Origin of the sequence: Variovorax sp. EBFNA2, from assembly GCF_033802765.1 — a bacterium.
Taxonomy (GTDB): Bacteria; Pseudomonadota; Gammaproteobacteria; order Burkholderiales; family Burkholderiaceae_C; genus Variovorax; species Variovorax paradoxus_H.
Genome location: NZ_CP138496.1, coordinates 1,309,258 through 1,330,047 on the forward strand (window position 1 = coordinate 1,309,258; position 20,790 = coordinate 1,330,047).

Below are 20,790 nucleotides of genomic sequence, written 5' to 3' on the forward strand. Positions count from 1 at the left end.
CACCCGCCAGGTTCGATAGACGGCATACTGATGCTCCACGCTTGGCGTTCCTGAAACGTTCCCGGCCTTGTGCCGGTGGAAAGGAATCGCGATGTCGCCCTCAACGACTCCGTCGTCCGATGCCGTGTCGATCCGGCTGCTGGGCCCGTTTCGCCTGAGCGTGGGGCCGGCCTCGGTCGGGGTACCCTCCCAGACGCCGCCGGTGCCACTGGTCCCCCCGGTGCCGCTGACCCGGCGAGCCGCCGAGTTGCTGCAACTGCTGTCGCTGCAGCCCGACCGCAGCCTGGCGAACGAGCAGGTGGTGGAAGCGCTCTGGCCGCACCTGGACCCCGACGCGGGCAGCGCCAACCTGCGCAAGGCCGCGCACCACGCGCGCCAGTTCATCGGCCGGCCCGACGCGCTCGTGTTGCGAGGCGGCCGGGTGTTCCTGCTGCCCGACCATGCGGTGGCGTGCGACGTCGGCCGGTTCGAGCGCGCCGCCGACGAGGCCCTGGGCAGCGGCGATCCGCAGGCCTGCAAGGCGGCCGCGCAGCTCTACAGCGGCGACCTCCTGCCCGACGCACGCTACGAAGCCTGGACCGAGGCGCCGCGCCAGCGCTTGCGCGACAAGTTCCTGCGGCTGTTGCGCCAGACCGGCGACCTGGAACGGCTGGTGCGCGAAGACCCCACCGACGAGGCGGCCCATGTCCAGTTGATGCGCGAGGAGCTGGCGGCCGGGCGGCGCTCGTCGGCGCTGCGCTGGTACGGCCACCTGCGCGACCATCTGCAGCAGACCTTGGGCATGCGCCCCGGCGCCTCGGCCGAGGCGCTGTACCGCGACTGCGTCGCGGGCCTGGAAAGTGCCGCGCCGCGTTTCGTCGGCCGAGCCATGGAGCTCGTGCGTGTGCTGGGGTGGTTGCGTGCCAGCCTCGCGGGCCGTCCGGGTGGCGCGGTGGTGCGCGCCCCGGCGGGCATGGGCAAGACCGCTTTCTGCCGCCGCGTCGCCGAAGAAGCGCGGGGCCTGGGTTGGCAGGTGCGCTCGTTGCAGGCCAGCGACTGGAGCCGGCCCTACGGCATCGCGGCCGACCTGGTGGAGCCCTTGCTCGGCGAACTGCCCGATGCCGCACAGGCCATCGGAGCGCACGCCCAGGCCGTGCTGGCGCAGATGACCGCTTCGGGCGACGTGCAACCGCTGGCCCTGCCGCTCGGGCGCCACCAGATGGTGGGCGCCGTGCGCCGGCTGCTGCTGGCCACCGCCTCGCAAAAGCCCGTGCTGCTCATCGTCGACGACGCGCACGCAGCGGACGACGCGAGCGCCGAGACGCTGACGCAACTGGTCGCGAGCGGCCCGCCGGTGTTCGTGCTGCTCGCGTGCCGGCACGCACTGCCACCCCTGCTGGACCGCAACACCGCACGCCTGCTGCGCGCCGGCCAGCTGGAGGCCCTTGAACTGGGGCCGCTGTCCGAGGAAGAGGCGGCGCTGCTCGCGGCCCGCTCGGCCGACCCACCGATGACGGGCGAGACCGCCACCGCCATCGCGCGTCGTGCCGAAGGCCTGCCGTTCGCCGTGGTCGAGCTCACGCGCGCTGCCGCCACATCAGACGGCGCCACGGGGGCGATGCCCCGCAACGTGTCGTCGGCCCTGGCTGAACGCCTGTGCGACCTTGAGCCCGGCACGACGGAGGCCTTGCGCCGGTTGGCGCTGTCGGCCGACGATTTCGACGTGCCCACCGCCGTGGCGCTGGCCACCGACGAGGGCCACGACGCGTTGGCGCGGCTCGACCAGGCGTTGGCCGCAGGCGTGCTGGTGGTGGCCGATGGCCGCTACCGCTTTCGCCACGCCCTCGTGCGGGAAGCGCTCGCCGAAGGCATCCCGCCGCACCGGCGTGTGCTGTTGCATCGCGACGTGGCGGCTCGGCTTGAGCAAGGCGGTGCGGCACCGGGCCTGGTGGGCCACCACTGGCTCGCCGCAGGCGATGCCGATCGGGCGATCCCCTGCGCGTTGGCGGCCGCGCGCCAGGCCTTTCGCCTCGGCGCCTGCGAAGACGTGCTGCGCCACGTCGAGCCGCTGCTCGCGCACCGGGCGACGCAGCCGGACGCACTGGCGCTGCGTGCCGAAGCCCTGGACGCGCTGGGCCGGCCCGGCACCCTGGCTGCTTACGACGCCGCCGCCGCTGTCGCGCCGGAGGCGCTGTCGCACGAATTGCGCGCCAAGCGCGCCCTGGCGCAAGTGAAGATGAGCGATCCGCCCGGTGCGCTGAAGTACCTGCAGGACGTGCATCCCACCACCGTGGCGGGGCGCCTGGCCGAAGCGCTGGCGTACAGCGGCGCGGCGGCCCTGGGCTTCGGCGACCCCGCCGAAGGCACGCGCCGGTCGGCCGAGGTGCGCCGGATTGCCTTGGAGACCGGCGACGAAGGCACGCTCGTGATCGCCTCCTGGTCGCAAGCCGCAGCGGCGCACGCGCGCGGCGACCTGCACGGCAGCATCTGGGCCGACCTCAAGGAGACGAGCCACCTGCCGCAGCTGGCGGTGCGCGTGTTCGACGGCCACCTGTGCATCACGCAGCGCTTCCTGTACGGCTCGCGGCCGTATGCCGAGGTCATCTCATTCGCCGATGCGCTGGCGACCGAAGCGCAGCGGCTGGGCGCGGCGCGCGGGCATGCATTCGCCGTCACGCTGCGCGGCGAGGCCTGGCTGCTCAGCGGCCAGCTCGACGCCGCCGAGCAAGACCTCGTGGCCGGCGGGCGCATGCACCGCGCGATCGGCGGTGCGACGGGCGAAGCGCTGTCGCTGCAGCGCCGCTCCGAACTGGCGATCTACCGCGGGCAGATGGACCGGGCGCGCGGCCTGCTCGACGAAGCGCTCGACGTCGCGCGGCAGTCCGATGTCGGCTTTCACCTGCTGGACCGCATCTACGGCACCCGCATCGCGATGGCCACGCAGCCCGACGCCGCACTGGGCGTGCTGGAAGAAGCCGAGGCCAACGTGCGCGGCCCGCTAGAAAGCTGCCCCGGCTGCCGCATCACCTTCGCCATCCCGGCCACCATCGCGGCCGCCAGGGCGCGCGAGCTGGACCTGGCGGCCCGCCACCAGCAGCAGTCCGAGTACCTGGCCCACGTGGTGATGAAGCTGCCCGCCTGGTACGCGTCGCTGCACGAGGCGCGGGCCCACATCGAACTGGCGGCGGGCCGTGGCGCTGCCGCGCGCGAAGGCTTCTCCGCAGCGGCACAGGAGTTCCGAATCTGCGGCCACGCGCCGGACGCCGCGCGCTGCCAGGAACTGGCCGGCTAGGTAACCCCCCGGCGCTAACCCGCAGACAGCCTTTTCCGGATTGCATTCATCTGCTCGATCTCGCTACGCTGGGAGCTGGATATCCGCTTGCACAGCGCGACCAGTTCGGCATCCTTCAGCTGGGCCTCGCGGCACATGAGAATCGCGCCCGAGTGATGCGGCACCATCGACGCGATGAACTGCCCGTCGCCGATGAGGCTCTGCTGCCGCGTCCCGGCAAGGGCGGCGACAAACAGCATCGCGAGCCCGGCATAGAGCGCACCGTTGATCGCCTTGTTGCGGTACATCCCCCGCATCGTGGCGAGCATGAAGATGCCCATGGGCGCGACCATGCTGAGTGCCATGTAGAACATGTTGAGGTTGTTCCGGAAGTCGCCCCAGCCGTCGATCATGGAAAACATGAGGACGTACATGGCAATGAAGCTGAGCAGCATGTTCACTGCAAACAGGAGGTAGTTGTGGCTGCCTGTGTGCGCCGAGGCGTGTTCGCTATCTTTCATCTGGCTCTCCTTGGTGCGGGGTTGTTGATGATGAACAGGCGCTGCTTTCACATCTCGTCGCGCTTGAGAAGGTAGTCGAGCCGGCCGACCCGAAACCATCGGTAGCCGTAGGGCTCCAGAAGCATGCAGTGCCTGCCCTGGTGGTCGGCGCGGCTGTGCGCGTCCGAGAGCAGGTTGATCAGTTGCCCGCCGTGCTTGCCGAGCGCCTTGGCGGCGATCTTGATTTCCAGCGGGGTCTCGCCGAGGTTGTGCACGAAGAGGGCGCCGTTGCCTCGCCACTCGTAGCGCACGATGAGCACCGCGTGTTCGTCGTGCGGAATCACTTCGAAATCGCCCCATCCGATCTCCGGCACTTCCTTTCGCATCCGGAAGACGCGTTCCATCCAGTTGAGAAGCGACTCGGGGTCACGCCGCTGGGCCGCCTCGTTCACGTGCTCGAAGCCGTACGCCCCGCCGGAGATGACGGGCAGGATGGGTTTCGACGACACGGTGAATCCGCCCTGCCTCTCGGTGGACCACTGCATCGGGGTGCGCGTGCAGTTGCGCTCTGGCAGGCTCAGGTCGTCGCCCATGCCGATCTCGTCGCCATAGCGGATCACCGGCGTGCCGGGCAGCGTGAGCATCAGGCTGTAGGCCAGTTCGAGGCGGCGCCGGTTGCCGCCGAGCATCGGCGCCAGCCTGCGGCGGATGCCGCGGTCGTACAGCTGCATGTCCTTGTCGGGCCCGAAGGCGGCGAACACGCGCGCGCGCTGCGCGCGGCTCAGTCGCCCCAGGTCCAGTTCGTCGTGGTTGCGCAGGAACATCGCCCATTGCGAGGTGGGCGGGCGCTCCCGCGTGGCCTCCAGCGCCTTCGCCAGGGGCCGCGCGTCGGCAATGGCCATGGCATGGAACAGGTGCTGGTTGACCCGGAAATTGAACATCATGTGCAGCCGCTCGCCTTCGGCGCCGAAGTACGACATGTTGGTCCTGGGCAGCACGTTGGCCTCGGCCAGGATGATCGCGTCGCCCCGGCGCCACTGGAGCAGTTCGCGGAATTGGCGCAGCATGTCGAATTTCTCCGTGGGTCGAACCACCCCCGGCCCCTTGGCGCCGATCACGAAGGGCACGGCGTCCATGCGAAAGCCCGACACGCCCATCTGGGTCCAGAAGCCCATGATCTTGAGGATCTCCGCCTGCACATCGGGGTTGGCCGTGTTCAGGTCGGGCTGGAAATCGTAGAAGCGGTGGAAGTACCAGCGCCTTGCGATCTTGTCGAAAGTCCAGGTCGATTTCTGGACGCCGGGGAAAACCACACCGTCGGTGTAGCGGGCGGGCTTCTTGTCGGACCACACGTACCAGTTGTGATAGTTTGACTTTCGGTCCTTGCGCGCCTGCTGGAACCAGGGGTGTTGCACCGAGGTGTGGTTGACCACGAGGTCCATCAGCACGCGCATGCCCAGGCGCGAAGCCGAGTGCGTGAACTCGACGAAATCGCCGAGCGTGCCGAAGCGCGGATCGACGTTGTAATAGTCGGAAACATCGTAGCCGTCGTCGCGCCCCGGCGAGGGATGGAAGGGCATCAGCCACACGGTGGTGACGCCCAGGCCGTGCAGGTATTCCAGCCGCCGTGTCAGTCCTTCGAAGTCGCCGCAGCCGTCGCCGTTGGAGTCCATGAAGGTTCCCACGGAGAGGCAATAGACCACGGCGTTCTTGTACCAAAGATCGTTGATCATCGCGGGGAACCTCCTGAAGATCGAGACCTCGCAACACGCAAACACGAAAGGAAAACGCGATGTCGGCCGATGCCTGGTGGAAGAACGGAATCGTCTATCAGATCTATCCGCGTTCGTTCCAGGACAGCGACGGAGATGGCATCGGCGACCTGCGCGGCATCCGCAAGCGGCTTGATTATCTGATCGACCTCGGCGTGGATGCCCTCTGGATATCGCCGATCTACCCCTCACCGATGGCCGACTTCGGGTACGACATATCCGACTACTGCAACATCGATCCGCGCTTCGGCACGCTCGAGGACTTCGATGTGCTGGCGCAGGAGTGCAAGGCGCGCGGCCTGAAGCTGGTGCTGGACTTCGTGCCCAACCACACCTCGGACCAGCATCCGTGGTTCATGCAAAGCCGCGCGTCGCGCACGAGCGCCAAGCGCGACTGGTATCTGTGGCGAGATCCCGCGCCCGACGGCGGCCCTCCCAACAACTGGATCAGCAATTTCGGAGGCCCTGCGTGGACCTTCGATGAAGCCAGCGGGCAGTACTACTGCCACTCTTTCCTGAAAGCGCAGCCCGACCTGAACTGGCGCAACCCCGAGGTGCGCGAGGCCATGTACGAGGTGCTGCGTTTCTGGCTGCGGCGCGGGGTGGACGGATTCCGCGTCGACGTGCTCTACCACCTCATCAAGGACGACCAGTTTCGCGACAACCCGCCCAACCCGTCATTCCAACCGGGACAGGACCCCTCGCACCGGCTGCTGGCGCTCTACACCACGGACCGCCCCGAGATGCAGGACATCGTGTTCGAGATGCGCCGCGCCGTCGACGCGTTCAGCAACGAGGCTTCGGCGCGGGTGCTGATCGGCGAGCTCTACCTTCCGCTCGAGCGGCTCATGGCCTACTACGGCCGCACCGCCGACGGCCTGTTGCAGGGGGTTCAGCTGCCGTTCAATTTTCAGCTCATCGCCGCGCCATGGCACGCGGTCGAGATCGACCGCATCGTGCGCAACTACGAAGCGGCTTTGCCGCACGGCGCGGCGCCCAACTGGGTGCTCGGCAACCACGACAAGCCGCGCATCGCGAGCCGCGTCGGGCAGGAGCGGGCGCGGCTCGCGGCGATGCTGCTTCTGACGTTGCGCGGCACGCCCACGCTCTACTACGGCGACGAGATCGGCCTGACCGACGTTCCCATTCCGCCCGACGAAGTGCAGGACCCGTTCGAGAAGAACGAGCCGGGCAAGGGCCTGGGGCGCGATCCGCAGCGCACGCCCATGCAGTGGAGCCGGACCCACATGGCGGGCTTTACCGATGGCACGCCATGGCTGCGGCTGGGCGGCGACTGGGGCATGCGCAACGTCGAATCGCAACTGGCGGACCCGGCCTCGATGCTGCAGCTCTACAGGAAGCTCATCGCACTGCGCCGCCGCGAGCCCGCGCTGCATGAAGGGAGCCATGAGCAACTCGACGCCGGCGCCGACGTGCTGGCCTATGCGAGGACGTCGGGAGAAAGGCGGCTGATCGTGCTGCTGAATTTTTCCACCACGCCGACGCCGGTGGCCGCCGACCTGCTGCCGGCGGAGGCGGTCGTGCTGGCTTCGACCCATGCGGACCGGACCGGCGTGGTGCCTGGCCCCCTGGTGCTGCAGCCACTCGAGGGCGTGATCGTGGCGCGCTGAGTTACGGCGACGGGGGCACGTCAGCGGCGCGGCCCGTCGCCATCGGGCGGCACACTTCAGCGGCCCGCTCCTACATCGGCCTCGCTGCCCGCACGGGGATCCTTCGCCGGAACGAAAGGAGCACGATCCATGGTCGACTATGTGAAGCCACCGCAGAACAGGCCCGTCCTGGTGTCCAACCCGAACGCCCGGCGCGATGTGGTGCCGGAGGACGAGGGGGCCGACGAAGCCCCGGTGACGCGCCGTGCCGCCGATGGACAGAAGGCCCGCGGCGCGCCTGCCGATCGTTCCGTCCGGGGCGGCGAATCCGGCGACGCGCGCGATGGCTCGCCGACGCGCCCGTCGAATTGAAGTGAAGCGCAGCGCGGGCGCGCAAGGACACCGGTGAGACCTGCGGCAATTGCTACCGCACTCCCCGGCGGCGGGCCGTTGCGCCGGACCGCCATGGATGCGCGCTGGCGTGCCGGCGTGGTGAACGGCCTCTTCGGACCGCCCCGGTGCGCAGGCATCCGGCTTGCCGGACCCTTGAGTGCGCGGCCTCGCGTGGCAATTCCTGCCGCGTGAGTGCCTGTCTTCCTGCAACAACCGCAACCGCCAAAGGAGCTTCCCACCATGCTGGCCATGAACTACCGCGGCCCTTACCGCGTGCGCGCTGCGCACAAGGCCGAGCCGGAGATCGAACACCCGGGCGACGCGATCGTGCGCGTCACGCGTTCGTGCATCTGCGGCTCCGACCTGCACCTGTACCACGGGCTCGTGCCCGACACGCGCGTGGGCACGACCTTCGGGCACGAGTTCACCGGCGTGGTCGAGGCCGTCGGCCCGGCGGTGCAGCACCTGAAGCCGGGCCAGCATGTGCTGGTGCCTTTCAATATCTTCTGCGGCAACTGCTACTTCTGCCAGAAGGAGCTCTACAGCAACTGCCACGACACCAACCCCTCGGCCACCGCGGTGGGCGGCATCTACGGCTACTCGCACACCACGGGCGGCTACGACGGCGGGCAGGCCGAGTACGTGCGCGTGCCGATGGCCGACATCGGCCCCACCGTGATCCCGCCCGACCTGGACGTGGACGACGCGGTGCTGCTCACCGATGCGCTGCCCACCGGCTACCAGGCCGCGGAGATGGGTGACATCGAAGAAGGCGACACCGTCGTGATCTTCGGCGCCGGCCCGATCGGCATCTTTGCCGCCAAGTCGGCGTGGCTGCTGGGCGCGGGCCGCGTGATCGTGGTCGACCACGTCGAGTACCGGCTCGACTTCGTGCGCCGCTACGCGCAGTGCGAGGTGGTCGACTTCAAGCAGGTCGGCGACATGGCGGTCCACATCAAGAAGATGACCGACGGCCTCGGCGCCGACGTGTGCATCGACTGCGTGGGCTGCGAAGCCGCAGGCAGCTTTGCGCACACGCTGCTGGGCGTGAAGCTCAAGCTGCAGGGCGGCGCGGCGATCGTGCTGCACTGGTGCATCAACGCGGTCCGCAAGGGCGGACGCGTGTCGATCGTGGGCGTGTACGGACCGACCTTCAATGCGGTGCCGATCGGCAACGCGATCAACAAGGGCCTCACGCTGCGCATGAACCAGGCAAGCGTGAAGCGGCACCTGCCGCGGCTCATCGAACACATCCAGGCGGGGCGCATCCGGCCGAGCGACGTCATCACGCACCGCATCGACCTGCGCGACGTGGCCGATGCGTACCACCTGTTCTCCAGCAAGCTGGACAACTGCATCAAGACGGTGCTCGTGCCGCCTTCGGCGCTGGCCGCCTGACGGCCGGTCTGCCGGAATGCCATTCCCCTTGGAGCGATCCGCATGATCATCACAGACGCACAACAGAACCCGCCGCGCAACCAGGCCGAGCGCCATGCGCACATCGTCGGCTGGGGCGCCGACCTCGACCACGCCCACCGGCCGGCGTATCCGATGGAGCGCACGCCGCCGCGCCTGCCGCATGCGGTGCCGCCGCCCGAACAGCAGCATTCGCATGCCGACGTGCTGGTGTCCTCCGAACGCCCGCGCATCACGCCGGTCTACGGCACCACGCTGCCGCCCAAGGGGCTGAGCGGCTGGCTGCGGCGCCAGGCCTTCAGGCATTCCGAGAACGACCTGCGCCACTGGATGCTGCTGCTGCTGGCCGACCGGGTGAATGTGGGCGAAGGCCTCATCGACGACCTCTCGCGCGGCCATGTGCCCAACCTCTATGCCGAGATGGGCGGCCGTGCCGAACTCAGGCACAACCCGATGGGCGCGGCGCGCAAGGCGGCGATCGGCATTGCGGCGCTGGCGCTGATCGCCGTCGCGCTGAAGCGGCGGCGCTGAAGGGCAAAGCGTCAGCACCAAGGGCTCGGCATGCCCGTCGCCCCCGAGCCGACCCTCGGTGGCGGAGTTCCGCCGCGCTCAGTGCAGCAGCGGCGTCCTCTGCGTGCCCAGATCCGCGGGCCCCGCCACGTCGGCCGGCCCGAGCACCACGCGCTCGGCGCCCGTGCTCGCATGCACGAGCAGGGCGCGCTCGCGCAGCAGGCCCATGCAGGCCGTGAGCGTCGAGAGCTGGTCGGCCGGTTCATCACCGGCCAGGAACTCCAGTGCCGCGCGGGTCACGTGCACGAACAGGCGGCGGTGGTCGAGCAGCCGGATGCTGAACTCGTACCCGTCGCCTTCGTAGCGGTCGTCCACGTCGCCCCCGCATCGCCGCGCCTCAGGCGGCCGCTTCTTCGATCTGCGCGGCCTCGGCGAGCAGGCCCAGCCGCTGGTCGGTCGCCTGCTCCTCCGCGAGGCTGGCCTTGAGCAGCGGAACAGCGTCGGCAAAGCCCAGCTTCTGGGCCATGAGGCACAGCGAGGTGTAGCCCGCGATCTCGTAGTGCTCGGCCTTCTGCGCGGCGCCGATGAGCGCGGCGTCGAGCACCGGGCCCTTGCCGATCAGGTCGACCAGCGACATGGTTTCTTCCACCAGGCCTTCCATGCCGTCGCACTTGACGCGCTTGATCTTGAAGCCGCAGGCCTCGGCGACCTGCTCGAGGCGCTCGACCTGCGTGCGGGTTTCGACCAGGTGGTCTTCGAACGCCTGCGAAAGCTCGGGGTCCGTGGCTGCGCGCGCGAGCTTGGGCAGCGATCGCGTCATCTGCTTCTCGGCGTTGTGGGTGTCCGAAATCTCGTGAACGAAAAGGTCCATCGCGGACTTCACTGGCATGGGTCGCTCCTTCGTAAAAATAAAAGTGGGTTGGAAAGCCTGCAAATTGCCTGCGGCGGCGGTGCCTTCATGTAGGCCTGCGGCGACGCGGCATGCCAGTGCGCCGGCATGGGGCTCGCGCGCGGCATCGCACCTGCAAGCTGTCGCTTCACCTACGTCGATGTGAGGATCGCCCTACACCGCTGCGACGGCAGAAAAATACGATGTCTTTCATGCGCGCAGCGACCCGACCGCGCCAGGACATCGACATGGCACCCGACGTATTCCGTGACCGCACAGAGGCCGGACAAGAACTCGGCAGGAGGCTGTTCCAGGCCTGCGCCGGACGCGACGTGGTCGTGTTGGCGCTGCCGCGCGGTGGTGTGCCGGTGGGCTTCGAAGTGGCGCGTGCATTCGACGCGCCACTCGACGTGATGGTCGTGCGCAAGCTCGGCATCCCCGGCCATGCGGAGTACGCCATGGGCGCCATCGCCAGCGGCGGCACGCGTGTGCTGAACGACGCCGTCGTGCGCGAACTCGGCATCTCTTCGGCGGCTGTCGAGGAGGTGGCGCGTGCCGAAGGCATCGAACTGGAACGGCGCGAGCGGCTGTATCGCGACGGTCGGCCGCCACCGGACGTGCGCGGCCGCACGGCGGTGCTCGTCGACGACGGGCTGGCCACCGGATCGACCATGCGTGTGGCCGTCCGGGCGCTTCGCGCGCTGCAGCCTGCACGCATCGTGGTCGCGGTTCCCGTGGCCTCGGCCGAGGCCTGCGAGTTGCTTCGCAGCGAGGCCGACGACGTGCTGTGCGTCACGCCGGCGCCGTTTCGCGCCGTCGGCCTCGGGTACCAGGACTTTTCCCAGACCAGCGACGAGGAGGTCGTCGCGCTGCTGAAGCGAAGCGCGCGCGAGACCGCATCCTCGAACTGACGCACCAGAGGACGGGCCTTGGAATGACATCGACTCCCACCACAAGGCAACTCGACACGCTGCGCTCGGCCGCGCACCGGCTGGACGGCACCGCGCGCGACCACGACGCGCTGCTCGAACTGATCGGCGACGCGCACTTCGTGCTGCTCGGCGAGGCGTCCCATGGCACGCACGAGTTCTATCGCGAGCGGGCGGCGATCACCCGGCGCCTGATCGCGGAAAAAGGCTTTCACGCGGTGGCGATCGAAGGCGACTGGCCCGATGCCTACCGGGTGAATCGGTTTGTGCGCGGCACGGGCAACGATGCATCGGCGCGCGACGCGCTGGCCGGCTTCAAGCGCTTCCCGACCTGGATGTGGCGCAACACCGACGTGGTCGATTTCGTCGAATGGCAGCGCGCCTTCAACGATGCCAGGCCGCCGCACCAGAGAACGGGGTTCTATGGCCTCGATCTCTACAGCCTCATGGCTTCGATGGAAGCCGTGCTGGGGTACTTCGACCGTACAGATGCCGAAGCCGCGCGGCGCGCGCGCGAGCGCTATGCCTGCTTCGACCGGTTCGGCGACGACAGCCAGGTCTACGGGCTCATGACCGGCCTCGGTTCTTCGCCGTCCTGCGAGCAGGAGGTGATCCGCATGCTGACGGAGATGCGCCACCATGCCATTGCCGCTGCGAGCGGCGGCAGCGCCGTCGACACGGACGACGCGTTCAACGCCGAGCAGAACGCCCGCCTCGTCAAGAACGCCGAGGCGTACTACCGCTCGATGTACCTGCGCGACGTGTCGTCATGGAACCTGCGCGACCGGCACATGGTGGAGACCCTGGACGAACTCGAGCGCCACCTCGGGCGGGGCGGCGAGCGCCCGAGGATCGTGGTGTGGGCCCACAACTCCCATCTGGGCGATGCGCGCGCCACCGAGATGGGCGGGCGACGCGGCGAACTCAATGTGGGCCAGCTGATGCGCGAACGCCATGGCCGCGATGCGGTGCTGATCGGCTTCACCACGCACGCCGGCACCGTGACGGCGGCGTCCGACTGGGGCGCGGCCGCCGAGCGCAAACAGGTCGTGCCGTCGCGCGCCGACAGCTACGAGGGTCTCTTGCATGCGACCGGCATCGACCGGTTCATGCTGCCGATGCGCGGCGCAGGCGGCCACGTGGCGGTGCTGCGCGAATCGCGGCTGGAACGCGCGATCGGCGTCATCTACCGCCCCGACACCGAACGCCAGAGCCATTACTTCTTTGCCGAGCTGCCGGCGCAATTCGATGCGGTGCTTCATTTCGACCAGTCCCGCGCGGTGGAACCGCTCGAGCGCGAAGCCGGATGGACGGACGCCGAAGCGCCCGAGACCTACCCCTTCGGCATGTAGCGGCGCTACACCGCGCCCACGCTGCCGGTGACAGGCAGCACCACGCCGGTGATGTAGCTCGCACAGCTCGGTGCCGCGAGGAACACGTACGCGGGCGACAGCTCCTCGGGCTGGGCCGGCCGCTTCATGTCGGTCTGCTCGCCGAAGTCCTTCACTTCCTCGGCGGACCGGTCCGCCGGATTCAGCGGCGTCCACACCGGGCCCGGCGCCACGGCATTCACGCGGATGCCGCGTTCGAGCAGGTTGCTGGCGAGCGACTTGGTGAAGGCGTGGATGGCGCCCTTGGTGGCCGAATAGTCCAGCAGCTGCGCGCTGCCTTCGAGGCCCGTCACCGACCCGGTATTGATGATCGAACTGCCGCGTCCCAGGTGCGGCACGGCGGCGCGCGCCATGAGGAAATAACCGGCGATGTTGGTGCGCAGCGTGAGGTCGAGGCGCTCGTCGCTGATGTCCTCGATCGATGCCGCATGCAGCTGGAACGCCGCGTTGTTGACGAGGATGTCGAGCTTGCCGAAGGCCGCGATGGTGGCGTCGACCGCCTGTCGGCAGAAGGCCGGGTCGCGCACATCGCCGCTGATCGTGAGGCAGCGCGCGCCCTCGGCCTCGACGTGGCGCCGCGTTTCTTCGGCGTCCTCCTGTTCGTCGTCGAGATGCACGATGGCCACGTCGGCGCCTTCGCGTGCGTAGAGCACGGCCACCGCGCGGCCGATGCCTGAATCGCCGCCCGTGACCAGCGCGCTCATGCCCTCGAGCTTGCCGCTGCCGACGTAGTCGGGCGCCTCGAAGCGCGGGCGCAGCGCCATCTCGGCCTCCAGGCCCGGCTTGGTCAGGTGCTGCGCCGGCATGGGGTTGGCAGGCAGCGGCCGGTGGCCTGCCTGCACCGGGGCTTTCTTCTTGCTTTCGGCCTCGGGTTGCTTCGCGCGGTCCTTGGCGTCCTGGCTGCGTTGAACGGCGCGATGCCGCGCGGTGACGGCGGCGGTCTTGCCGGTTTTCTTCGCGGCGGCAGTGGCGGTGGCGGCGGTGGATTTCATGGACGGCTCCTGCGGTCTGGCGTTCGACGTTGGTTCGACGTTGCGTTCGAAAAGCCACCGTAGAACGCTGCGCCGCCACCTGCGTAGGAAAGCGTCCCGACCGCACGCGCGTGGCGTCCGAGGCCGCGCACGGCCCCGGCCGATCAGTTCAAGGTGTCGAAGAGCCGAAAGATCCACGACAGCTGGTACGCCAGCGTGCCCACGACGAAGGCCGTGTGAAAGCGCGGGTTGGCCGACCGGGCCGCCGCAATGCACAGACCCACGAGGATCGGCGTGCGGATGAGGTACTCCGTCGCAAAGCGGGCGAAGTGCGCCTCGCCCTTGATCATCGTGTCGACCACGTCGAGCAGATAAGTGGCGGCCAGCAAGCCGAAGAACCACGCGCGGCGGGCGTAGAAGTAGTCGCGGTAGCTCGCGTAGTCCTGCATGCTGTCGGGAAAGAGCAGCGCGCACAGCAGGAACAGAAGAATCGCGTAGCTGATGATGAAGGCGTAGGTGCCGAAGGTCCAGCTGTCGATCTGGTACAGGCCGAACTCCCACCACCAGAAATGCACCAGCGCCAGCAGCACCGAAGCGACCCAGGCCAGGTGCACGGCATAGAGCCGGTACTGCGTCGGGTGCTGCACGATGCGCGCCACGCCCGACAGCAACCGGGTGACGCCCAGGCCGATGACCATGCCCATCACGACGCGGATGTGCGGAAAGATGTCGTGGGCCGAGATGGCTTCTTGCTGCATGCGAGCGTGCCCCAATCGAAGGATGGAACCCAAGTCTAGGCCGCTTGCGTCACACCTCGGCGCCTTCGACCAGGAAGCGCAGCCGGCGCACGCCCTGCCACTCGTCGGCATCGAGCCGGAAGGCCAGCTTCACGCGCGGCGGCAGCGGCTCGGTGTGGCTGAACCAGATGGCGTCGATCGGCTGGCCCTGGTGCTTGAGCTTGAGCGCCAGGTGCTTTTCGCCCACCAGCCGCTGCGACACCACCTCGACCTCTTCGCTGAAGGTGGGCGGCGCGAAGCCTTGGCCCCACACCTCCTTGTGCAGCGTGTCGACGAGGTCGATGCGCATGTACTCGCGCGAGATCGGCCCGTCGGTTTCGATCTGCCGCGTGAGCGCGGCTTCGGCCAGCCATTCGCCGGCGACCTGCGCCAGCGCGCGCTCGAAGACGGGAAAGTGCTCGCGTGCCACGGTGCAGCCCGCGGCCATCGCGTGGCCGCCGAAGCGCAGCAGCACGCCCGGGTGGCGCTTGGCCACGAGGTCGAGCGCGTCGCGCAGGTGAAAGCCCGGAATCGATCGGCCCGAGCCCTTGAGCTCCTGCTCCTTGCCCGGCGCTGCGCTCGCTGCGAACACGAAGGTCGGTCGATGGAAGCGGTCCTTGATGCGCGAGGCCACGATGCCCACCACGCCTTCGTGGAAGTCCGCACCGAACACGCTGATGGCCGGCGGCGGTGCGTCGACGCCTTCGCCGTCGGCCGCAAACAGCGACTCGGCCAGCAGCAGCGCCTGGTCGCGCATGCCGCCTTCGATGTCGCGCCGCTCGCGGTTGATGCCGTCGAGCATGCGCGCGAGTTCGTCGGCGCGGCCGGCGTCGTCGGTCAGCAGGCATTCGATGCCCAGCGTCATGTCGGCCAGCCGGCCGGCTGCGTTGATGCGCGGACCGAGTGCAAAGCCGAAGTCGAAAGTCGTCGCAGCCGAGGCGGTGCGGCCCGCGGCCTTGAACAGCGCCGCCACGCCGGCGGGCATCGCGCCCGCGCGGATGCGGCGCAGGCCTTGGGCCACGAGGCGGCGGTTGTTGGCGTCGAGCTTCACCACGTCGGCCACGGTGCCCAGCGCGACCAGCGGCAGCAGCGCATCGAGCTTCGGTTGGCTGGCGATGTTGAACACGCCGCGCGTGCGCAACTCGGAGCGCAGCGCGAGCAGCACGTAGAACATCACGCCGACGCCGGCGATGCTCTTGCTTTCGAAATCGCAGCCGGGCTGGTTGGGGTTGACCATCACGTCGGCCAGGGGCAGCTCGGGGCCGGGCAGGTGGTGGTCGGTCACCAGCACCTGCAGGCCGCGCGCCTTGGCGGCGGCCACGCCTTCGACGCTGGCGATGCCGTTGTCGACGGTGATCAGCATGTCGGCACCGGCGTTGGCCACGCGCTCGGCGATGGGCGGGGTCAGGCCGTAGCCGTCGACCACGCGGTCGGGCACGAGGTAGCTCACGTGCTTGCCGCCCAGCAGGCGCAGGCCGCGCACGCCGACCGCGCAGGCGGTGGCGCCGTCGCAGTCGTAGTCGGCCACGATGCACAGGCGTTTGTCCTGCGCGATGGCGTCGGCCAGCAGCACGGCGGCTTCGCGCGTGCCGCGCAGCGTGTCGGGCAGCAGCAGGCGCGCGAGCCCGTCGTCGAGCTCGTCCTTGCCGCGCACGCCGCGTGCCGCAAAAAGGCGCGCCAGCAGCGGGTGCACGCCGGCCTGTTCCAGCGCCCAGACGGTGCGCGGGGGAATGTCTCGGGCGATGATTTTCACAGGGCCTCCAGCACGCTGGCGGCGCGTGTGCGATCGAACAGACTCTTGGCCCAGCGGGCCAGGCCGCGCTGCTGCACGGTGTAGCGTTGCGCGGCGCGGTCGCCGCACAGCGTGAGCGCCACGTCGGCGCCGCGGGTGTAGTCGCTCAGCAGGCTGGCGATGGCGCCGGCGTCCAGCGCCTGCCACGCGACGGCCCAGCCGGCGCCGTCGTCGCGCAGGGCGGCCACGCGCAGGGCGTCGCTGACTTCGGGCGCGGGGCCGGTGGGCGCGACGTCCTGCGTCAGCGCGCCGGTGCCGCTGAGCCAGAAGGAGTTGATGGGCGGCACGCCGCGCGCGGTGCGCTCGTCGTTCACACGCTGCGTGTACAGCAGCATCTGCATCTCGTTCTGCAGCCGGCGCAGCGGCCGCGACGCGTCGCCCAATGGCGACCACTGCGAAATCGGATAGCCCACGGCGCGGTCGATGGAGGCGGTGGCCAGCTCGTCGAAGATGGGCGCGCGCGCGAGCCAGCGGCCCGGTGTGTCGGAGGGGTGCAGCGCGATGCCGTCTTCCTCGAAGAAGGGCTGGGCGACGGCCAGCAGGGCCGCGGATTCGTCGGCGTCGATTTCGATGGCGGACGGATCGCCCAGCGCCACGTCGTCGATGCCGACCTGCCAGTTGCACAGCGTCACCAGGCCCCAGGCCTCGCGGTCGCCGGGCGCGGCCAGGCCGGTCTTGCGGGCTTCGAGCGCGGCCCAGGGAATGCAGCCATCGGGGGCGGCGGGCAGGCCGAGCGCGCGGGCCAGCGCGCGTTCGTGCGGCGGGGAGCGGGTGCTGTCGTCCTGCGTGTCGGTGTCGGCGAGCGTCAGGCGGAGCAGCAGGGTTTCGAGGTTCGGCAGCCGCAGGGTCGCGAGCGCCGCACGGCAAGCCGGGGAACCGCGGCCGGCAAAGGGAATCAACAGATGACGTGGGAGAGGTTCGGCCATTTCCCTATTGTCCGGGATGCCACAATTCCACCGTATGACCTACCCCCTCGCTCCTCACCCCGCGTATTTGCCGCCCCCTGCGGGTGCGCCCATGCCCCTTGAGGCCACGGGGCGGGGCTTCTGATGCGATTCCCTTATGAACTGCAGCTCGGCTGGCGCTACACGCGCGCAGGCCGTGCCACGCGCCGCAACGGCTTCATTTCTTTCATCTCCGGCGTGTCGATGCTCGGCATCGCCCTGGGCGTGGCGGCGCTGATCATCGTGCTCAGCGTGATGAACGGCTTCCAGAAGGAAGTGCGCGACCGCATGCTCAGCGTGGTGTCGCACATCGAGATCTTCTCGCGCGACGGCCAGGCCTTGCAGGACATCGACGCCATCATGGCCGACGCCCGCAAGAACCCCGCGGTGATCGGCGCCGCGCCTTTCATCAACACGCAGGCGCTGATTGCGCGCGGCGAAGACATGAAGGGCGCGATCGTGCGCGGCATCGACCCCGCGCTCGAGCCCGAGGTCACCGACACCGGCAGCATCGCCAAGGGCGGCACCTTCGACAAGCTGGTGCCCGGCGAGTTCGGCATCGTGCTGGGCGTCGAGCTGGCGCGCTCGATGTTCGTGCAGCCCGGCGACCAGGTCACGCTGGTGGCACCGGGCGGACAGGTCACGCCGGCCGGCGTGGTGCCGCGCCTGAAGCAGTTCACCGTGGTCGGCGTGTTCGACTCGGGCCACTACGAGTACGACTCGGCGCTGGCGATGGTGCACGAGAAAGATGCGGCCAAGGTGTTCCGCCTCGAAGGCCCGACCGGCATCCGCCTCAAGCTGAAAGACCTGCACGAGGCGCGCGACGTGGCCGACCAGCTCGCCGCCACGCTGCCGGGGCAGTTCCTCATCCGCGACTGGACGCGCCAGAACAAGACCTGGTTCGCGGCCGTGCAGGTCGAGAAACGCATGATGTTCATCATCCTCACGCTGATCGTCGCGGTGGCGGCCTTCAACCTCGTCTCCACGCTGGTGATGACCGTGACCGACAAGCGTGCCGACATCGCCATCCTGCGCACGCTGGGCAGCTCGCCGCGCAGCATCATGGCCATCTTCGTGGTGCAGGGCGCCATGGTGGGCGTGATCGGCACCGTGGGCGGCCTGCTGCTGGGGCTGGGCATCGCCTACAACATCGACGTGATCGTGCCCTTCCTGGAGCAGCTCTTCCACGCCAGCTTCCTGCCCAAGGACATCTACCTGATCAGCAAGATGCCGAGCGACCCGCAGCAGAGCGACATCATGCCGATCGCGATCATTTCCCTCATCCTGGCCTTCCTGGCCACGCTGTATCCGAGCTGGCGCGCCAGCCGCGTCAATCCTGCCGAGGCCCTGCGCTATGAATAAACAGGCCCCCACGCTCGGCACTGACGTGTCCTCGCTGCCCCCCGAGGGGGCCGCCATTGGCTTGGGGCGGCCCGGCGCCAATGGTGTCGTCCTGAAGGCCCGCGGCCTCACCAAGCGCTTCCACGAAGGCCGCATCGACCTCACCGTGCTGCACGGTGTCGACCTCGACGTGCACGCCGGCGAAACGCTGGCCATCGTCGGTGCCTCGGGCTCCGGCAAGAGCACGCTGCTGCACCTGATGGGCGGGCTCGACGCGCCCACCGCGGGCAAGGTCGAACTGCTCGGCAAGGACATCGCGCATGCCGATGCCGCCGAGCAGGGCCGCTTGCGCAACCATCACCTGGGCTTCGTCTACCAGTTCCATCACCTGCTGCCCGAATTCAGCGCGCTCGACAACGTCGCGATGCCGCTGAAGATCCGCCGCGTCGAGGCCGGAGAAGCGTCGCAAGCCGCCGCAAAGATCCTCGCGAGCGTTGGGCTCGGCGAGCGCCTGCACCACCGGCCGGCCGAGCTGTCGGGTGGCGAGCGCCAGCGCGTGGCGATTGCGCGCGCGCTGGTCACGAAGCCCGCTTGCGTGCTGGCCGACGAGCCCACCGGCAACCTCGACCGCAGCACCGCCGACGCCGTGTTCGCGCTGATGCTCGACCTTGCGCACCGGCACGGCACGGCCTTCGTGATGGTCACGCACGACCAGGACCTGGCCAAGCGCTGCGACCGTGTGCTGCAGCTGGTGGCGGGGCGGCTGGCGGGCTGAGGGGCAGTCAGCCGCTCCAGGGGAGGCCCCGGGCTTCCCGCGGCGCACGGGATGCGCGCCCCGCGCCAAGTCGTACGAAAGTCTGACGTTGCAACGAGACCGTCACACACCGGTGACAGCATGCAAGTTTCCCGACTGGCGTGCGTTCCTTGCCGACTCGACTCTTTCCCCTGCCATGGCTTTCGCATCCTCACGGCGCGAGTGACGATGCGCGCGGCATCGTTGCGCCTCGGGGGTGAGCGAGGTGCACCCTGGGTTCGCGGGCTCGGCAGGCCGCAGCGTCGCACTCTGCGCGCTCGCGCTGTCCTGGCTGGCCGGCACGGCCTGGGCCAGCGACGGGCTTGCATCGCCGCTGCGTGAGGGCGAGGCCCCCGCCGGTGCCGTGCCCGGCACGGATGACGCCGCACTGGCGTTCGACATTCCCTCGCTTCCCTTGGCCGATGCGCTCAAGCGCTATGCCGCCGTCACGCGGCAGCCTGCACTCTTTCGCAGCGAGATCCTGGCCGAGCTGACGTCCTCCGCGGTGCGCGGGCGCTACGCCCCCGACGTTGCGCTCGAAGTGTTGCTGGAGGGCACGGGCCTGGTGGCCGAGAAAGTCCGCACGGGCTCGGGCGTCACGCTCGCGCTGAGGCCGGCGCAGGCCCGGGCGGAGGCGCCGCGCGCGGCCAGCCTTGGAAGCCTCGCGGGCTATCCCAGCCTGCTGCAGGCGCGGGTCTGGGAAGCGTTGTGCGGCAACGCGCGCACGCGGCCGGGAACGTACCGGTCCTTGCTGCGCTTCGAGGTGGACGAGGGGGGCCAGCTTCGCCGGCCGCGCCTGCTCGGCCTGACCGGCGACGCGGCCCGCGACGCCGAGATGCTGGAGGTTCTGCGCGGCGTGCGCCTCGCGCATGCGCCGCCGCCAGACCTGCCGCAGCCCCTGACGCTGCTCATCCTGCCCACCGATGCGCGCGGCGGAACGCGCTGCCGCGAGGCGGCCGGCCGCGCGCCGTCCTGACCCGTCCATGGCCGAAGACGTCCGCCCCGTGCTCATGGACTACCTGTCCAGGCACTACGACGCCCTCAAGCGCCAACTGGGCCGCGCGTTGCGCAATGCCGACCTGGCCGAGGACGCGCTGCACGACACCTGGCTGCGCGTGAACGACCAGGGCGCAAGCGACGCGGGGCCGATCCAGCGGCCCGGCGGCTATCTGGCGCGCATGGCCTTCAACATTGCGCTGGACATCCAGCGTCGCCAGAGCCGCAACCTGCCGTTCGACGAGATCGACGCGCTGATGGAGCTGGCCGACACGGCGCCGGGACCGGCGCGGATTGCCGAGGCGCGTTCGCAGCTGGACGCCGTGGTCAAGCTGCTGGACCGCATGCCGGCGCGGCGGCGCGAGGTCGTCGTGCTCGTGCACATGGAGGGGCTGACGCAGCCCGAGGTGGCGAAGCGCCTGGACATTTCCCTGCGCACCGTCGAGTACGAACTCAAGCATGCGCACGACTACCTGAGTGCCCGGATGGCCCATGACAAAAATTAGTTGCGGGATCG

General features: G+C 69.3%; 19 protein-coding genes. 11 read left to right on the plus strand and 8 right to left on the minus strand.

The window, feature by feature from the left end:
- Positions 1-91 precede the first annotated feature (91 nt).
- On the plus strand, positions 92-3,271 hold the full coding sequence (locus tag RZE79_RS05895; protein WP_319359407.1) for an AAA family ATPase: 3,180 nt from the start codon (positions 92-94) through the stop codon (positions 3,269-3,271).
- A gap of 14 nt (positions 3,272-3,285) precedes the next feature.
- Here RZE79_RS05895 and RZE79_RS05900 read toward each other — a convergent pair whose 3' ends face one another.
- Positions 3,286-3,771, minus strand: a complete 486-nt coding sequence (locus RZE79_RS05900; RefSeq protein ID WP_319359408.1) for a DUF305 domain-containing protein — start codon at positions 3,769-3,771, stop codon at positions 3,286-3,288.
- 47 nt (positions 3,772-3,818) lie between these two features.
- Positions 3,819-5,483, minus strand: coding sequence for an alpha-amylase family protein (locus tag RZE79_RS05905; RefSeq protein WP_319359409.1), 1,665 nt, complete (start codon positions 5,481-5,483; stop codon positions 3,819-3,821).
- Between the two features lie 59 nt (positions 5,484-5,542).
- On the opposite strand from RZE79_RS05905, the gene RZE79_RS05910 reads away from it, so the two are divergent.
- The 4 genes from RZE79_RS05910 to RZE79_RS05925 all read left to right on the plus strand — a co-directional run bounded on the left by RZE79_RS05910 (position 5,543) and on the right by RZE79_RS05925 (position 9,472).
- Positions 5,543-7,153: an alpha-amylase family glycosyl hydrolase gene (locus tag RZE79_RS05910; protein ID WP_319359410.1), complete on the plus strand. Its 1,611-nt coding sequence runs from the start codon at positions 5,543-5,545 to the stop codon at positions 7,151-7,153.
- 129 nt (positions 7,154-7,282) lie between these two features.
- Entirely contained in the window at positions 7,283-7,504 is a 222-nt protein-coding gene (locus tag RZE79_RS05915; RefSeq protein ID WP_319359411.1) for a hypothetical protein, read from the plus strand.
- Positions 7,505-7,765: 261 nt separating this feature from the next.
- On the plus strand, positions 7,766-8,923 hold the full coding sequence (locus tag RZE79_RS05920) for a zinc-dependent alcohol dehydrogenase (RefSeq protein ID WP_319359412.1): 1,158 nt from the start codon (positions 7,766-7,768) through the stop codon (positions 8,921-8,923).
- 42 nt (positions 8,924-8,965) lie between these two features.
- Positions 8,966-9,472, plus strand: a complete 507-nt coding sequence (locus tag RZE79_RS05925; protein ID WP_319359413.1) for a hypothetical protein — start codon at positions 8,966-8,968, stop codon at positions 9,470-9,472.
- A 78-nt stretch (positions 9,473-9,550) separates the two neighbouring features.
- Here RZE79_RS05925 and RZE79_RS05930 read toward each other — a convergent pair whose 3' ends face one another.
- On the minus strand, positions 9,551-9,826 hold the full coding sequence (locus RZE79_RS05930; protein ID WP_153280395.1) for a hypothetical protein: 276 nt from the start codon (positions 9,824-9,826) through the stop codon (positions 9,551-9,553).
- Between the two features lie 22 nt (positions 9,827-9,848).
- Entirely contained in the window at positions 9,849-10,340 is a 492-nt protein-coding gene (locus RZE79_RS05935; protein ID WP_153280394.1) for a ferritin-like domain-containing protein, read from the minus strand.
- A gap of 248 nt (positions 10,341-10,588) precedes the next feature.
- Here RZE79_RS05935 and RZE79_RS05940 point away from each other — a divergent pair, with 248 nt between their 5' ends.
- Positions 10,589-11,251: a phosphoribosyltransferase gene (locus tag RZE79_RS05940; protein ID WP_319359414.1), complete on the plus strand. Its 663-nt coding sequence runs from the start codon at positions 10,589-10,591 to the stop codon at positions 11,249-11,251.
- A 23-nt stretch (positions 11,252-11,274) separates the two neighbouring features.
- Complete coding sequence (locus RZE79_RS05945) at positions 11,275-12,621, plus strand: erythromycin esterase family protein (RefSeq protein ID WP_319359415.1); 1,347 nt, start codon at positions 11,275-11,277, stop codon at positions 12,619-12,621.
- Positions 12,622-12,626: 5 nt separating this feature from the next.
- Here the strand turns inward: RZE79_RS05945 and RZE79_RS05950 are convergent, their stop codons facing one another.
- The 4 genes from RZE79_RS05950 to RZE79_RS05965 form a co-directional block, all read right to left on the minus strand.
- Positions 12,627-13,652: an SDR family oxidoreductase gene (locus tag RZE79_RS05950; RefSeq protein ID WP_319359416.1), complete on the minus strand. Its 1,026-nt coding sequence runs from the start codon at positions 13,650-13,652 to the stop codon at positions 12,627-12,629.
- Positions 13,653-13,795: 143 nt separating this feature from the next.
- Positions 13,796-14,389: a hypothetical protein gene (locus RZE79_RS05955; RefSeq protein WP_153280390.1), complete on the minus strand. Its 594-nt coding sequence runs from the start codon at positions 14,387-14,389 to the stop codon at positions 13,796-13,798.
- 49 nt (positions 14,390-14,438) lie between these two features.
- Positions 14,439-16,160, minus strand: a complete 1,722-nt coding sequence (gene recJ, locus RZE79_RS05960; protein ID WP_319359417.1) for a single-stranded-DNA-specific exonuclease RecJ — start codon at positions 16,158-16,160, stop codon at positions 14,439-14,441.
- The gene (locus RZE79_RS05965) at positions 16,157-17,125 is read right to left on the minus strand and encodes a hypothetical protein (RefSeq protein WP_319359418.1); all 969 of its coding nucleotides are present in this window, start codon (positions 17,123-17,125) and stop codon (positions 16,157-16,159) included. Before RZE79_RS05965 ends, recJ begins: the two co-directional genes overlap by 4 nt.
- Positions 17,126-17,248: 123 nt before the next feature.
- Here RZE79_RS05965 and RZE79_RS05970 point away from each other — a divergent pair, with 123 nt between their 5' ends.
- The 4 genes from RZE79_RS05970 (at position 17,249) to RZE79_RS05985 (ending at position 20,779) form a co-directional block, all read left to right on the plus strand.
- Complete coding sequence (locus RZE79_RS05970) at positions 17,249-18,505, plus strand: lipoprotein-releasing ABC transporter permease subunit (protein ID WP_319359419.1); 1,257 nt, start codon at positions 17,249-17,251, stop codon at positions 18,503-18,505.
- Positions 18,498-19,259 carry a lipoprotein-releasing ABC transporter ATP-binding protein LolD gene (gene lolD / locus RZE79_RS05975; RefSeq protein ID WP_319359420.1) on the plus strand — a complete coding sequence of 254 codons (762 nt, stop codon included), beginning with the start codon at positions 18,498-18,500 and terminating at the stop codon, positions 19,257-19,259. Before RZE79_RS05970 ends, lolD begins: the two co-directional genes overlap by 8 nt.
- Positions 19,260-19,494: 235 nt before the next feature.
- Positions 19,495-20,253 (plus strand): STN domain-containing protein, encoded by a 759-nt coding sequence (locus RZE79_RS05980; protein ID WP_319359421.1) that lies wholly within the window; start codon positions 19,495-19,497, stop codon positions 20,251-20,253.
- 7 nt (positions 20,254-20,260) lie between these two features.
- Positions 20,261-20,779: a sigma-70 family RNA polymerase sigma factor gene (locus RZE79_RS05985; RefSeq protein WP_319359422.1), complete on the plus strand. Its 519-nt coding sequence runs from the start codon at positions 20,261-20,263 to the stop codon at positions 20,777-20,779.
- Positions 20,780-20,790: the final 11 nt, after the last annotated feature.

Excerpts from the sequence above, each read along its gene's own strand:
- RZE79_RS05895 (WP_319359407.1), top strand. The coding sequence starts at position 92 with ATGTCGCCCTCAACGACTCCGTCGTCCGATGCCGTGTCGATCCGGCTG.
- RZE79_RS05900 (WP_319359408.1), bottom strand. The coding sequence starts at position 3,771 with ATGAAAGATAGCGAACACGCCTCGGCGCACACAGGCAGCCACAACTAC.
- RZE79_RS05905 (WP_319359409.1), bottom strand. The coding sequence starts at position 5,483 with ATGATCAACGATCTTTGGTACAAGAACGCCGTGGTCTATTGCCTCTCC.
- RZE79_RS05910 (WP_319359410.1), top strand. The coding sequence starts at position 5,543 with ATGTCGGCCGATGCCTGGTGGAAGAACGGAATCGTCTATCAGATCTAT.
- RZE79_RS05915 (WP_319359411.1), top strand. The coding sequence starts at position 7,283 with ATGGTCGACTATGTGAAGCCACCGCAGAACAGGCCCGTCCTGGTGTCC.
- RZE79_RS05920 (WP_319359412.1), top strand. The coding sequence starts at position 7,766 with ATGCTGGCCATGAACTACCGCGGCCCTTACCGCGTGCGCGCTGCGCAC.
- RZE79_RS05925 (WP_319359413.1), top strand. The coding sequence starts at position 8,966 with ATGATCATCACAGACGCACAACAGAACCCGCCGCGCAACCAGGCCGAG.
- RZE79_RS05935 (WP_153280394.1), bottom strand. The coding sequence starts at position 10,340 with ATGCCAGTGAAGTCCGCGATGGACCTTTTCGTTCACGAGATTTCGGAC.
- RZE79_RS05940 (WP_319359414.1), top strand. The coding sequence starts at position 10,589 with ATGGCACCCGACGTATTCCGTGACCGCACAGAGGCCGGACAAGAACTC.
- RZE79_RS05945 (WP_319359415.1), top strand. The coding sequence starts at position 11,275 with ATGACATCGACTCCCACCACAAGGCAACTCGACACGCTGCGCTCGGCC.
- RZE79_RS05950 (WP_319359416.1), bottom strand. The coding sequence starts at position 13,652 with ATGAAATCCACCGCCGCCACCGCCACTGCCGCCGCGAAGAAAACCGGC.
- RZE79_RS05955 (WP_153280390.1), bottom strand. The coding sequence starts at position 14,389 with ATGCAGCAAGAAGCCATCTCGGCCCACGACATCTTTCCGCACATCCGC.
- RZE79_RS05965 (WP_319359418.1), bottom strand. The coding sequence starts at position 17,125 with ATGGCCGAACCTCTCCCACGTCATCTGTTGATTCCCTTTGCCGGCCGC.
- RZE79_RS05970 (WP_319359419.1), top strand. The coding sequence starts at position 17,249 with ATGCGATTCCCTTATGAACTGCAGCTCGGCTGGCGCTACACGCGCGCA.
- lolD (WP_319359420.1), top strand. The coding sequence starts at position 18,498 with ATGAATAAACAGGCCCCCACGCTCGGCACTGACGTGTCCTCGCTGCCC.
- RZE79_RS05985 (WP_319359422.1), top strand. The coding sequence starts at position 20,261 with ATGGCCGAAGACGTCCGCCCCGTGCTCATGGACTACCTGTCCAGGCAC.